The sequence below is a fragment of the Leisingera sp. F5 genome (genome assembly GCF_001593695.1).
On sequence record NZ_LUKH01000015.1, the window covers coordinates 35,700 to 49,228 of the forward strand.

The 13,529-nt window shown below is 64.1% G+C and carries 15 protein-coding genes; 6 read left to right on the plus strand and 9 right to left on the minus strand.

All coding sequences use genetic code 11. The features are described from left to right. Positions 1–61: 61 nt before the first annotated feature. From A2I95_RS12355 to A2I95_RS12370, 4 genes are all read left to right on the plus strand, one after another. Positions 62–454 (plus strand): MAPEG family protein, encoded by a 393-nt coding sequence (locus tag A2I95_RS12355; RefSeq protein WP_291730057.1) that lies wholly within the window; start codon positions 62–64, stop codon positions 452–454. A gap of 166 nt (positions 455–620) precedes the next feature. Then, positions 621–890, plus strand: a complete 270-nt coding sequence (locus tag A2I95_RS12360) for a hypothetical protein (protein WP_291730058.1) — start codon at positions 621–623, stop codon at positions 888–890. 70 nt (positions 891–960) lie between these two features. After that, positions 961–2,352 carry a dihydrolipoyl dehydrogenase gene (lpdA, locus tag A2I95_RS12365; protein ID WP_291730059.1) on the plus strand — a complete coding sequence of 464 codons (1,392 nt, stop codon included), beginning with the start codon at positions 961–963 and terminating at the stop codon, positions 2,350–2,352. A 120-nt stretch (positions 2,353–2,472) separates the two neighbouring features. Further along, positions 2,473–2,781: an EthD family reductase gene (locus A2I95_RS12370; protein WP_291730060.1), complete on the plus strand. Its 309-nt coding sequence runs from the start codon at positions 2,473–2,475 to the stop codon at positions 2,779–2,781. 100 nt (positions 2,782–2,881) lie between these two features. On the opposite strand, the gene A2I95_RS12375 is transcribed toward A2I95_RS12370, so the two are convergent. From A2I95_RS12375 to A2I95_RS12385, 3 genes are read right to left on the minus strand one after another with little or no spacing between them, the layout of a single operon-like run. After that, the gene (locus tag A2I95_RS12375) at positions 2,882–3,631 is read right to left on the minus strand and encodes a 1-acyl-sn-glycerol-3-phosphate acyltransferase (protein WP_291730061.1); all 750 of its coding nucleotides are present in this window, start codon (positions 3,629–3,631) and stop codon (positions 2,882–2,884) included. Further along, positions 3,628–4,527: a cell division protein FtsX gene (locus A2I95_RS12380; protein ID WP_291730062.1), complete on the minus strand. Its 900-nt coding sequence runs from the start codon at positions 4,525–4,527 to the stop codon at positions 3,628–3,630. The genes A2I95_RS12375 and A2I95_RS12380 overlap by 4 nt, the downstream gene beginning before the upstream one ends. Beyond that, entirely contained in the window at positions 4,524–5,201 is a 678-nt protein-coding gene (locus tag A2I95_RS12385) for a cell division ATP-binding protein FtsE (RefSeq protein WP_291730063.1), read from the minus strand. The genes A2I95_RS12380 and A2I95_RS12385 overlap by 4 nt, the downstream gene beginning before the upstream one ends. Positions 5,202–5,420: 219 nt before the next feature. Here A2I95_RS12385 and A2I95_RS12390 point away from each other — a divergent pair, with 219 nt between their 5' ends. Then, on the plus strand, positions 5,421–6,359 hold the full coding sequence (locus A2I95_RS12390) for a zinc-ribbon domain-containing protein (RefSeq protein WP_367151436.1): 939 nt from the start codon (positions 5,421–5,423) through the stop codon (positions 6,357–6,359). A gap of 65 nt (positions 6,360–6,424) precedes the next feature. On the opposite strand, the gene A2I95_RS12395 is transcribed toward A2I95_RS12390, so the two are convergent. The 6 genes from A2I95_RS12395 to argH form a co-directional block, all read right to left on the minus strand. After that, positions 6,425–9,031: a TIGR02302 family protein gene (locus A2I95_RS12395; protein ID WP_291730064.1), complete on the minus strand. Its 2,607-nt coding sequence runs from the start codon at positions 9,029–9,031 to the stop codon at positions 6,425–6,427. Between the two features lie 37 nt (positions 9,032–9,068). Further along, a complete protein-coding gene (gene lysA, locus A2I95_RS12400; RefSeq protein WP_291730065.1) occupies positions 9,069–10,334 on the minus strand; it encodes a diaminopimelate decarboxylase in 1,266 nt (421 codons plus the stop codon). Positions 10,335–10,367: 33 nt separating this feature from the next. Then, positions 10,368–10,766 (minus strand): hypothetical protein, encoded by a 399-nt coding sequence (locus A2I95_RS12405; RefSeq protein ID WP_291730066.1) that lies wholly within the window; start codon positions 10,764–10,766, stop codon positions 10,368–10,370. 211 nt (positions 10,767–10,977) lie between these two features. Beyond that, a complete protein-coding gene (locus tag A2I95_RS12410; RefSeq protein WP_291730067.1) occupies positions 10,978–11,130 on the minus strand; it encodes a hypothetical protein in 153 nt (50 codons plus the stop codon). 91 nt (positions 11,131–11,221) lie between these two features. Next, entirely contained in the window at positions 11,222–11,398 is a 177-nt protein-coding gene (locus A2I95_RS12415; protein WP_291730068.1) for a hypothetical protein, read from the minus strand. A 36-nt stretch (positions 11,399–11,434) separates the two neighbouring features. Further along, positions 11,435–12,829, minus strand: a complete 1,395-nt coding sequence (gene argH / locus A2I95_RS12420; RefSeq protein ID WP_291730069.1) for an argininosuccinate lyase — start codon at positions 12,827–12,829, stop codon at positions 11,435–11,437. Positions 12,830–12,851: 22 nt separating this feature from the next. Here argH and A2I95_RS12425 point away from each other — a divergent pair, with 22 nt between their 5' ends. Then, positions 12,852–13,424, plus strand: a complete 573-nt coding sequence (locus A2I95_RS12425) for a TlpA disulfide reductase family protein (protein ID WP_291730070.1) — start codon at positions 12,852–12,854, stop codon at positions 13,422–13,424. Positions 13,425–13,529 lie beyond the last annotated feature (105 nt).

Below are 13,529 nucleotides of genomic sequence, written 5' to 3' on the forward strand. Positions count from 1 at the left end.
GTAGCAGAACCTCCAGTGTTTCCCTTCCGGTGTTCAAGGGCCGTTCAAAGGCAGCGCAACCATGACCCTCCCGCTCTGGGGCCTTGTTTGCCTCTCAATCCTCGGTCTGATCCACGTGAGCTGCGACAGCTTCCTGCTAAAGCTCTCCGTTGGCAACGCCTGGACTGCAGGCCCGCGCGACACCGCTGTCAGCCGCAGCGCCCTGGCGGGCCGGGCGCGCCGCGCCTTCACAAATTTCCTGGAAACCGCCCCGGTCTTCATCTGCCTGGCGCTGGTGGCGGAACTGGCCAGCCTGCACAGCGCGCTGATCGCCGGCGGCCTTTACACCTACTTAGGGGGCCGCGCCCTCTACCTCCCCGCCTACCTCAGCGGCGTGCCCTACCTGCGCACGGGCGTCTGGCTGATTGCCACCAGCGGCCTTGCCGCGATGCTCGCGGGGGTGCTCCTCGCATGAATATTCACCTTTGCGAAAATACTCCGGGGGAGGCCCGTCAGGGCCGGGGGCAGCGCCCCAATTCGGAAAACTTTGCCACCCGCCGCGCTTTAATTGAGTGGAATCAAAGCGCTCCACAGCCTTTCCGGTGCATCCTGCCTGCAGAACAGACAAAGGAGTAACACCAATGGCAACCCATGTACTCTGGCAGGCCGACGTGGCCGATTTCGACGCCTGGCTCACCGTGTTCCGGCAGGACAAGCGCAACCGGCAGGCCGCGGGCATCACCGATCTGAACGTCTGGAGCGATCCGGACCGCAACAACCACGCCGTGGCGCTGTTCGCCATCACCGATCTGGAGAAGGCGCGTGCCTTCTTCACTTCCGAAGAGCTCGCCATGCACCTGGAACGCGACGGGGTCACCAATATCTCGATCAAGATGTTGACCCCCGTTTGAACCTGAGACCACTATCCCCTAGCGCGTGTTCCGCCAAACGGAACCGGGGAGAACAGAGGAAAACCGACCCATGTCCCAATATGACGTCATCGTAATCGGCGCCGGCCCCGGCGGCTATGTCTGCGCCATCCGCTGCGCCCAGCTGGGACTGAAGACAGCTGTTGTCGAGGGGCGCGAGACCCTTGGCGGCACCTGCCTCAATGTGGGCTGCATCCCCTCCAAGGCATTGCTGCATTCAACCCATTTGCTGCATGAGGCAGAGCACAACTTTGCCCACATGGGCCTCAAGGGTAAATCACCGTCGGTCGACTGGGACCAGATGAAGGCCTACAAGGATGAGGTGATCGGCCAGAACACCGGCGGCATTGAATTCCTGTTCAAGAAGAACAAGATCGACTGGATCAAGGGCTGGGCCTCGATCCCCGCGGCGGGCAAGGTGCAGGTCGGCGACGATGTGCATGAGGCCAAGAACATCGTGATCGCCTCCGGCTCGGTGCCCGCCTCCATTCCGGGTGTCGAGATCGACGAGAAGATCGTGGTCTCCTCCACCGGCGCGCTGGAGCTGCCGAAGATCCCGAAGAAACTGACGGTGATCGGCGCCGGCGTGATCGGGTTGGAACTGGGCTCGGTCTACGCCCGCCTCGGCTCCGAGGTGACCGTAGTCGAATACATGGACGCGGTCTGCCCCGGCATGGACAAGGACGTGCAGCGCAGTTTCAAGCGGATCCTGGAAAAGCAGGGTCTCAACATCATTCTGGGTGCCGCGGTGCAGGGGGTGGAGACCACCAAGACCAAGGCCAAGGTCAAATACCAGCCCAAGAAGGGCGGCGGCGAGGTGACACTGGACGCAGACGTGGTGCTGGTTGCAACCGGGCGCAAACCTTATGCCGAAGGGCTGGGGCTGGACACGCTGGGCATCAAGATGACCGAGCGCGGCCAGATCGCCACTGACAGCCGCTGGCGCACCAACATCCCCGGCGTCTATGCCATCGGCGATGTGATAGAAGGCCCGATGCTGGCCCATAAGGCCGAGGATGAGGGCATGGCGGTGGCCAGTGTGATTGCCGGCAAGCATGGCCATGTGAACTATGGTGTTGTTCCGGGCGTCGTCTACACCACGCCGGAGGTCGCCACCGTCGGTGCGACCGAGGACGCGCTGAAGACCGCAGGGCACAAAATCAAAGTCGGCAAGTTCATGTTCATGGGCAATGCGCGGGCCAAGGCGGTCGGCCAGGCAGAGGGTGGTTTTGTCAAAATCATCGCTGATAAGGAAACCGACCGCATCCTGGGTGCCGCCATCATCGGCCCGGCTGCGGGCGACATGATCCACGAACTGTGCGTGGCGATGGAATTCGGCGCCTCCGCCGAAGACGTGGCGCTGACCTGCCATGCGCATCCGACCTATTCCGAGGCGGTGCGCGAGGCCGCACTGGCCTGCGGCGACGGGCCGATCCACAGCTGAGCCTGGCAATTCACCGAACGTAACAAGGGGCAGCTCGCCGCAGCTGCCCTTTTTGCGTTTGGCACGGCTGGCAGTCCGCTCTTTACTGCGCCTCGATTCCACCCCGCAGGAGGCACCGCCATGGCCGTTTCATTGCAAGTCATCTACCCCGTCAGTGACGGCAAAAAATTCGACTATGCCTATTACGCAGACACCCACATGAAGGTCGTGGATCAGCACATCGGGCCGCATCTGCAGTCCATTGTGGTGACCAAGGGGCTGGCGGGCGGGCCGGATGTCCCCGCGCCGTTTTTTGCCATCGCCACGATGACCTTTGCCGATCAGGCGGCCATGGACACCGCGATGCAGGCAGCAGGACCGGCTCTGGACGACATTCCGAATTTCACGGACGTCCAGCCGCAGGTCTTGATAGGCGAAGTTCTCCGCTGAAGCAGCCGGCCCGGCACCCACCGGGCAAAAATTCTTCAAAGAATTTTGCCAAGAAAATTCGAATTTTCTTGGCGCCGGAGAGCGCGGCCGCTTCGGCGGGTCAGGCCCGTTGTTCAGCCTCGCCCGGGTCAAACCCGGCTTCCCGCATCAGATCATCCGACCGGCTTTCTACCCGCATCTCCAGCTGCGCCATAAAGTCGTCGCGGCTGATCCCCGGCTGCATCGGTTCTAGGAACTCCACCACCGCAAGGCCCGGCTTGCGGTAGATTCCGGTGCGCGGCCAGAACACGCCGGCATTGGTGGCGGCCGGGACACAGGGCTGGCTGAGGCCCTCGTACAGCACCGCGGTGCCGATCTTGTAGGGCTTGCGGGCGCCGGGGGCCACGCGGGTGCCTTGGGAATAGATGATCAGCTGGCCCGGCTCGCGGCTTTGCGCGGCGACATCCTTGACCATCTTGGCAATGGCCGCGCCGCGCCGGCCGCGGTTGACCGGCACGCAGCCCAGTCGTTTGGCATAAACCCCGATCACCGGGGTCCACATCAGTTCCCGTTTCATGATGAAACGGGCCGAGGGCACCGCGTTGAAAATGATCAGGATGTCCAGGAAACTTTGATGCTTGGCGGCGACAATCACCTCATCAGAGGGCACCTGGCCACGGGCTTCGGTCTTAATGCCAACCATCCAGCGCGCGGTCCACAGGACCCAGCGCGCATATAACTTACAGGCCGTGCGCGCGCCTTTGGGAGAGACCGCTGCCCAGGGGGCAAACAGCAATCCAAGCACCAGCATTGCCAGATACATCTGCAGCAGAAAGGCAGCTGAACGCAGCCATTGAACCGGGTTTTTCACGACAGTGCTCCCAAACGTTTGGTGGCGGCACGGGTGGTGGCGGCAAAGGCCACCAGCGCGCCCAGTACCGGGATCACCAGCGGCACCAGCCAGCCCCAGCCCTGAAAGCCGAGACCGGTCAGGAAGCCGCCCTCATCCGTGGCTTCCGGCATCAGCCAGACGCCTATCATGCCAAGGGTCACTCCCGCTGCAGCGCCGCTCAAGGCGCGCAGTGTAAAGCGGCGGATAAAGGCCTGGGCGATGTAGCTGTCCAGCGCCCCGACCAGCCGCAGCACCTCGATCACCTGCGCGTTGGCGGCAAGGGCAGCGTTGGCGGCCAGGGTGATCATCGCCGCGGTGGCGCCGCCGATCAGCAGGATGGACACCCAGGCCAGCCTGCGCAGCGCCTGGGCCGCGTCAACCAGCGGCGCGCGCCAGCGGGTGTGGTCATCCAGAACTGCACCCGGCACTTCGGCCTGCAGCCGTAACCGCAACCCTGCGGCGTCATAGCCGGGATCGTCGCCTGTAACTTCGATCAGCTGCGGCAGCGGCAGGCTGCCGACCGGCAGGCTGGAACCGAACCACGGCGCCAGCAGGGCTGCCTGTTCCTCGCCCGACAGCGCGCGGGCGGTCGCCACACCCGGTGTCTGGCGCAGGATTTCCAGTGCCGCCTCGGTCTGTGCCGCGCGCTGCTCTGCCGGGGCGTTGATGCGCAGGGTTGCCGCCCGCGCCAGTTCCGAAGCCCATTGGTCTGCCAGTCGCCCGGAGGCCATCGACAGCGCCAGCGCAAAAACCGCAAGAAAGGCCATCGCGCCGGAGACAAACAATGTCAGATGGGCGGTAAAACCGCTGGGCGGCACCACCCGGTTGGCCTGGGTATCGCCCAGGATCAGTTTGCGCAGTTTGCCCTCGGTCATAGGTCCGCCCCCGCAAGCTGCAATTGCCGGTTGGAGATGCGCAGCACCCGAGCCTGCACCTGGTTCTTGGCGGCCCGGATCAGCGACAGATCATGGGTCGCCACCAGAATGGTCTTGCCCATCCGGTTCAGCTCCAGCAGCAGCTGCAGCAGCCGTTGCGACATTTCCCAGTCCACGTTGCCCGTCGGCTCATCCGCGATAATCACATCCGGCGACAGGATGACCGAGCGGGCCAGCGCCGCCCGCTGCCGTTCGCCGCCCGACAATTCCGGCGGCAGTGCATGGGCGCGCTCGGACAGGCCGACCCAATTCAGCAGCTCGCGCAGGTTGGGTTCCTCATGCGTCAGCTCCCGCCCGGAGACCAGCAGCGGCAGGGCGATGTTCTCGATCACCGGCAAATGGTCCAGGAACCGGCAATCCTGGTGCACAACCCCAACGCGGCGGCGCAGGTGGGCCATCTGGTCACGGTCCAGACCCTTCACATCCATATTAAAGGCCCGCACCCGGCCTGAGGTCGGCATCAGCGCGCCATAGCAGAGCTTCAAAAGCGTTGTCTTGCCGGCGCCGGACGGGCCGGTCAGGAAATGAAAAGAGCCTGGCGCCAGTTGCACTGACACCGCATCCAGCAACTCGCCGCCGCCGTAATTATAGCCCACATTCTCCAGCTCGATCACTGCCGCCCCCTGAACGCGCCTTTTTTGGCTGTTGGCGCCCGGCTGTTTTGCCTCATGGGGACGGCAGTTTCAATGGGGCTCTGTTGCCGGGAAACCCCCGCCGCCACCGGGCTGGGGCAGCTACGGCAATTGACTCTTTCACCGGACCGCCGGGCCGCATATAATCCCTTGAAAAACAACCTGCCGCCTGCTGGCCGGCGGGATGGTGCCGAGGAGAGCATGATGCGCCTGACCTGCCCGAATTGTGCAGCCCAGTACGAAGTTCCCGAGGATGTGATCCCAGACGAAGGCCGGGATGTGCAGTGTTCCAATTGCGGCCAGACCTGGTTTCAGGCAGCTGCGGGGGCTGTTGCAGCACGTGCAGCCGAAGACGACACGCCCGGCGTGCCCGAAATCGAAGCGGCACCTTCGCCAGCGGCAGAAGACATCCCTGAGCCGGACCTGCCGGAGGACGTCCCTGCCGAAACTCCGGACGCCCTCCCGGTCCCTGCCCCGGCGCCACAAGACCTGCCGGAACCCGCAGCCGGACCGCAGGAGAGCAGCGAGGACGAAGATCCGGACAGCCAGCCAGGCGCTGACGAAACCGGGGACGCTGACGAGGAGCCGGCAGCAGCGCCGCAGCGGACCCGTGCCCTGGATCCTGCCTTGTCCGATATCCTGCGCGAAGAAGCCGAGCGCGAAGCCTCATTGCGGGCGGCAGAGGGACACAGCCTGGAAACACAACCTGATCTGGGGCTGGAGGACGCCGCGACACCCGAGGACGAGGCCGCCCGCCGCAGCCGCCAGGCCCGCGACAGGATGGCCCGTATCCGCGGCGAGGACCCGCGCCAGCTGGCCGCTGCTGAAACCGGTTCGCGCAAGGAATTGCTGCCGGATATCGAGGAAATCAATTCGACTTTGCGCTCTGCAGGCAGTGCAGCTCCTGCACCGCGGGCCGCCTCGGAAGAGCCGCCGGTGCAGCGCAAAAGCAGCTTTGCCCGCGGGTTTTCACTGTCGGTGATTGCGGCGCTGGTGCTGGTCATGGTTTATGACAACGCGCCGCTGATCTCGGAAAAACTGCCGCAGGCGGATCCGGCGCTCAGCAGCTATGTCGGTTGGGTGGATCAGGCGCGGTTTTGGCTGGATGGCCAGGTCAGATCTCTGACCAGCGCCCAGTAACGCCACCCCGGCTGCATCCATTGCCCTGAAGTTTCAGACATCCGGTTGCCGCAGGCGGCCGGGTTTCAGAACCTGTCCAGCAGCCGTTGCAGGTAATTGCGCTCCCGCTCGCTGCGTTCACGTTCGCCTGCCCGGCGGCGGATGTCCTCCAGCAGATTCCAGGCGCGGCGGTAGGCATTGCCGTCTCCCACTTTGCCGCCATCATCTACCGATCCGTTGCTGCGGCCCAGCGGGTCCAGACGCTCGCCCTGCGCCGTGGCCGAAGGCTGCCCCTGGCCATTGCGCTGGCCGTCTTCGCGCTGCGCCAGCGCTTCGCCCAGGTTGCGCATGCCTTCGCGCAGCGCTTCCATGGCCTCTGACTGCTGATCAATTGCTTCGGCCATATCACCGCCGCGCAGCGCATCTTCTGCGCCCTCCATCGCCCGGCCGGCCCGGTCCAGCGCTTCGCGGGCGGCATCGCCGGCCTCGCCGTCCAGATAGGGCAACCCTTCCTGCTGGCGCTGCAATTGCCGGCGCAGGGCCTGCTGGCGATCTGCAAGCGAACCGCCCGCGCCCGGCTGCTCGCGGCCATCAGGGCCGGAACCTTCGGGATTGCGGCTGTTGGCACCATCACTGCCCTGCCCGTCCTGGCCGCTGTCGCCGCCCTGATGGCTCTGGCCGCGGCCCAGGCCGCCGTCGCGGCCTTCGTTGCCCTGGCTCTCTCCGCTGCGGGCGCCGGGATTGAACTGTTCCTGCAGGTCACGGAATGCCTGATCCGACAGCCCTTGCTGTTCCCGCAGGGTTTCCCCCAACCCCTCCATCGCCTCCCGGCCCTCGTTGCTGCCTTGCCCCTGCTGGGATCGGGTCATCTGCATATTTTCCATCATTTCCTGAAACTCGCGCAGCGCCTGCTCAGCTTCGGCCATACGGCCTTGCTCCATCAGCTCTTGAATACGGTCCATCATCGCCTGCAGGTCATCCTGGCTGAGGGTCATCATATCCTCGGGCATCTCGCCCGGCTCCATCACCTCGCCATTCGCCTCCGTCTGCCGGCTCAGTTGGCGCATATAGTCCTGGGTCGCCTCGCGCAGTTCCTGCATCAATTGGGCGATTTCCTGATCGCTGGCGCCGTCGCGCATGGCCTGGCTCAGCCGCTCCTGCGCCCGCTGCATCCGCTCCAGCGCGTCGCCCACGTCGCCCTCTTCCAGTTGGATCGCAAGATCCCAAAGCGCCGCAGTGATTTCCGCTTGCTGCGGCTCCGCAAGGCTGCCCTGCACAGTATAGCTTTCCAATCGCCGCAGGATGGTGCGCAGCCGCAGGTAATCGCCATAGTCGCGGAACAGGCCTTCGGGGCGGTGCGACAGGGTGCGCAGGATCTGCGCCACCCGCGGCGCATTGGTGCGCGCCCACAACAAATCCCGGCGCTGTTCGATCACAGCAGCCGCCAGCGGGTCAAAGAAACGGCGGGTGACAAGTTCGGCGCCAAAGCCGGCAGCCGCCGCAGACTGCCCGGCCTCATCCACCGCCGAGAACGTGAACACCACCGGCAGATTGGCCCAAGGGTGCCGGGCAAAATCCTCAATCAGTTTCTCGGTGAACTCCTTGCGCGAACCGGACAGCGGCAGCGGCAGGTCCAGCACCAGCGCCTCACGCGGGTCGGGGTCTGCGGCCAGCCCGTGACGGCGCTCTACTGCAGCCAGGTCCAGTGCAATCCGGACCTGACCCGCGGCGACGCCATAGTCATCGCGGGCCGCAAAGGCCAGCGTCGTATAGCCGTCGTTCTCCAGCTCCGGCTGGCCGGCAACCGCCACTTTGGGTGCATGGTCCGGGATCACCTTCACCTGCCAGCTGCGTCCGCCGGAGCCATCGATTGAGACGGAACCGCTGCGGGTAACGTCGAATTCGATCGCACCGTCCAAGTCCGGCGGCTGTTCTGCGCTTTGTCCTGTGACGCTCTGCGACAGGTTGAGCGCCCCCGCCTCGCCGTAGAACCGCAGGGTGACGCGGCTGCCTTCCGGCAGTTTCAAGATGCCCCCGGCCTGATCGTTCAGATACAGAACCGGCAGGCGGGTATAGGCGGGCGGCTCAGCCCAGCCTTCCCAGGCCGGACCGTTGAGGGCGGCTGTGCCATCCGCTCCCAGCTCCTTGATCGAAACTGCTTGCCAGATCGACCCGAACAGCAGCGCCACCACCAGAAACAGTCCCGCTGCGTATCGCAGCGCGTAAGGATCCGCTGCGGCAACGTTCAGATCCGGTGCAGGCGCCCGCGCCTGTGCCGCGGCCTCAGCCATCCGGCGCTGATGCGCGTTCCAAAGGGCGATCGAGGCGGCGTCCTCTGCCCCGACGGCCTGTGTGTCCAGCATCGCTGAAACCGGCCGCCCCGGCAGGGTTTCGTCCAGACGCGCCAAAGCCTCGTCCTGAGAGGGCCAGCGGAACCCCCAGGCACCCCAGCCTGCGGCAGCTGCGGCAGTCAAAACGATAACGATTGCACCGGCCCAAACCGCAGTTTCCGGCACCAGCAGATGCAGGCCCAGCATCAGCGCCGCCAGCGCCGTCATCAGCACCGAGGCCAGCGGCCAGAAGGCCCGCATCGCGCGTTCGGCCACGAGTCCGGCCTGCGTCAGCAGCACAGGCCAGCGCAGGCGCTTCAGGACCGGATCGGCCTGCCGGTCATCTCGGCGGAACAAGGACATACGGGCCTCACGATCTGATGGCCCGCGCCGGATCGCGTCAGAGCCACTCCGGAATGGTATCTCGGTTTATCATCTCTTCATAGTCCGGCCGCCGGCGAATAACCGCAAATTGATCCCCATGCACAAGCACTTCGGGGATCAAAGGCCGCGAGTTATACTCGCTGGCCATAACCGCGCCATAGGCACCGGCGCTGCGGAAGGAGACCAGATCCCCCGCCGCCAGCGGCGCCAGATCGCGCTGCTTGGCAAAGGTGTCGCCGGTTTCGCAGACCGGGCCGACGATGTCATAGGGCTGGCTCTCAACACCTGGCGCAGGCTCCTGCACTGGCACGATATCGTGATGCGCCTCATACATCGCCGGGCGGATCAAATCATTCATCGCCGCATCCAGGATGAGGAAATCACGGCCCTCGCCCGATTTCACATAGATCACCTTGGAGACCAGCTGGCCTGCATTGCCGGCAATCAGCCGCCCCGGCTCAATCTCGATTTCGCAGCCCAGATGACCCAGCGTCTCCTTGACCATCTTGCCGTATTCCACCGGCAAGGGCGGCGCGGTGTTGGAACGCTCGTAAGGAATGCCCAGACCGCCTCCAAGATCCAGACGGCGGATATCGTGGCCTTCGCCGCGCAGGGCCTCGGTCAGCTCCGCCACCTTTTGGTAGGCCAGCCGGAACGGTTCCAGGTCGGTCAACTGCGAGCCGATATGGACGTCGATCCCCACCACGTCCAGCCCCGGCAGGGCCGCGGCGCGGGCATAGACCTCACGCGCGCGGGCAATCGGGATACCGAATTTGTTCTCGGATTTGCCGGTGGCGATCTTGGCGTGGGTCTTGGCGTCCACATCCGGATTGACCCGGATGGTGATGGGGGCCACAGAGCCCAGCTCCTGCGCCACGGCGCTGATCACTGCCATTTCCGGCTCGGATTCCACATTGAACTGGCGGATGCCGCCGGTGAGCGCGGTGCGGATTTCCTCTGCCGTCTTGCCGACCCCGGAAAACACGATCCGGTCCCCCGGCACGCCCGCTGCCTTGGCCCGCAGGTATTCGCCCTGGCTGACCACATCCATGCCAGCCCCGGCCAGTGCCAATGTCTTGAGAATGGCCTGGTTGGAGGCCGCCTTCATCGCAAAACAGACAAGATGCTCAGTGCCCTCAAGCGCTTCGTCGAACAGCTTGAAATGGCGCAGCAGAGTGGCAGTGGAATAGACATAGAACGGGGTGCCCACCGCCGCGGCGATCTCGGAGATGGGAATGTTTTCGGCGAAAAGCGCGCCGTCGCGGTAGAGAAAATGATCCATGCCTGCGCGTTTAGGGCAAAAGGGGCAGATGGATCAAATGATTCCCCCCATGCCCATTGCCAGAAACAAAGCAGCCCTCCCGCCCGCCGCAGACGCATCAAAGATGCGCCGCTTCCGATTGGGCGTGGCGCCGCGCTGGCGCGCGGCGGGGCCGTCTTGCGCCATTGGCCGGTCAAGAGCCGCAAAGCTGAGGTACCAGAAGCACTTCCCTGCCAGTCGCGCCGTGACCCGGCCAGCGTCACAGGACAAGCCGGCGGAGGATTTGAGTATTTTGAAAAAGATGAAGCGCAGGCCCGCCTCTTCATCTTTTTCAAAATACTCACTGCACAACCGCACCACCGGGATGCAACGCCAAGGTGTTGCGCATCCGGCGCGCGCTTGCCTCACCGCATATAAACCCGCTCTGCCATGATCCTGCTTGATCGCGATCACCGCCGGGCCTGACATCCCCGGCATTATGGAACAAGGCCCTTTGGCTAGGGCACGCAGAGACAACGTACAGCGTGCGGGAGGAACCTCCCGTCCCGCCTCTTGGCGCCGCCGCCACTCCTAACCGCTGAAGTTCAGCGCATCAGATAACGGAACCGACAGCAGCAGACAGCAACCGGACGGGGCGCAAGCCCGGACGGCAGATACTGCATTTCTAAAAAGTATGGGACACCCCGACCCGGCCATAGCCAGACACCGAAACACCGGTTTCGGCAGGTTCGTGTTTTTGCGGCGGATTGGCCGCCGGCGCGCCGGTTTCGCAGGCCGCAAGGCCAAAGAGAGCCAGAAAAACAACGGCAGCTTTCATTGCGATATCCTCAAAGAAAAACCGCCCCGGCAATCTGCGGAGGCGGTTCCGAGGTGGTGTTTCAACAGTGGCGCGTCAAGGGCGCAGGGTTCTAGAACCCCAGAAAGACGCTGACCGGTCCCTTGTGCAGCCCGACAGCGCCGCCCACATGGACGCCGCTGTCACCGACGCCGACACCGGCGTTCAGCGTCGGCTGCACCGGCTCGCCGTCCACGCCGCAGGCGGTGAGAACCGCCAGCCCGAACAAAGCAAAAACCAAATTACGCATGTTCAGCCTCCTTGCTGCTGCCCAGCCCCTGCGGTCTCAGCCCGCCAGGATCTCCGTCCAGCGGGCGACCTGCGCGCGCACTTGCGCGGGCGCGGTGCCGCCATAAGACATGCGCGAGTTTACCGAATTCTCAACGCCAAGCACAGTGAAGATATCCTCGGTGATCTCCGCATGAACGCCCTGCATGTCTGCAAGCGTGAGGTCCGGCAGATCGCAGCCGCGGCTTTCGGCCATGGCCACAAGCGTGCCGGTCACATGATGCGCATCGCGGAACGGCACCTTCAGCACCCGCACCATCCAGTCGGCCAGGTCGGTGGCGGTGGAGAAGCCGGAACCGGCCGCGGCGGCCAGGCTCTCGCGGTTGCCTGTCATGTCCTTGACCATGCCTTCCATCGCCGCCAGCGCCAGCATCCAGTTGTCGGCGGCGTCAAAGACCTGTTCCTTGTCTTCCTGCATGTCCTTGGAATAGGCCAGCGGCAGACCCTTCATCACCATCATCAGCGCAGTGTTGGCGCCAAAGATCCGGCCCACCTTGGCGCGGATCAGCTCTGCCGCATCCGGGTTCTTCTTCTGCGGCATGATCGACGAGCCGGTGGAGAAGCGGTCGCTGAGGGTCACAAAGCGGAACTGGGCGGAAGACCAAATCACCAGCTCTTCGGCAAAACGGGACAGGTGCACGGCGCTGATCGACGCCACGGACAGGAATTCCAGCGCGAAGTCTCTATCGCTGACCGCATCCAGCGAGTTTGCCGCCGGGCGGTCAAAGCCCAGCGCGCTTGCCGTCATTTCGCGGTCGATCGGGAAGGAGGTGCCCGCTAGCGCCGCCGCGCCCAGCGGCGATTCGTTCATCCGCGCCCGCGCATCGCGGACCCGGGACAGATCACGGCCGAACATCTCCACATAGGCCATCATGTGATGGCCCCAGGTCACTGGTTGCGCGGTCTGCAGGTGGGTAAAGCCCGGCATCACCCAATCCGCCCCCGCCTCAGCCTGTGACAGAAGCGCGCGGATCAGCGCCAAGAGACCCGATTCAGCCGCATCCAGCTGATCCCGCACCCAGAGTTTAAAATCGGTCGCCACCTGGTCATTACGGCTGCGGCCCGTATGCAGACGGCCTGCCGGCTCGCCGATAATCTCTTTCAGGCGCGCCTCCACATTCATGTGGATGTCTTCCAGTGCGGTGGAAAACTGGAATGTTCCGCCCTCGATCTCTGACAAAACGGTGAGCAGCCCTTCCCGAATGGCCTCAGCATCATTATCCGTAATAACGCCTGCTGCGGCCAACATTGCCGCATGGGCTCTTGAGCCTGCGATGTCTTGTGCTGCCATCCGCTTGTCGAACCCGATCGAGGCATTGATCGCCTCCATGATCGCGTCGGGACCTGCGGCAAAGCGGCCGCCCCACATCTGGTTCGAGGATTGATCTGTCATGGTGTGGAACCCCGGAGATAATATGCGTCTGTTTCGTCAGCTTTCCCTTTATATGGCCCTGACCTTGGGTGCAAATGCCGCTGTTGCGGCGGATCAGGCGCAGTTGGAGGGTCTGCGCGACGGCTCGCTGAAACGGCTGGTGGTGCATTCCGAGCCGCGGGATGTGTCCGCAACCGCGTTTGAGCTGGCCGACGGCGCGGGCGCCGCCAGCCTGGAAGACTATAAGGGCAAAGTTGTTCTCTTGAACTTCTGGGCCACATGGTGTGCCCCTTGCCGCAAGGAAATGCCGCAGCTTTCTGAGCTGCAGGAGGAGTTCGGCGGCGAAGATTTCGAGGTGCTGACCATTGCCACCGGGCGCAATTCGCCTGCCGGCATCCAGAAGTTCTTTGATGAGAACGGCATCAGCAACCTGCCCCGCCACCAGGACCCAAAACAGGCGCTAGCGCGTGAAATGGCGGTGATCGGCCTGCCGATCACGGTGCTCTTGGACCGTGACGGCAAGGAGGTGGCCCGGCTCTTGGGCGACGCCGAGTGGAATTCAGAAAGCGCCAAGGAGATCGTCAAGGCGATGATCGGTGCGGAGCCTCAGGGCTAACGAAACCATTGCCTGCGCCCCCGCAAGTGCAGTGGGGGGGCAGGCACGTCACTGCACTTGCGGGGGCGCAGGCCCAGATACCTGTCTTCGAGATTGTAGTTCCGC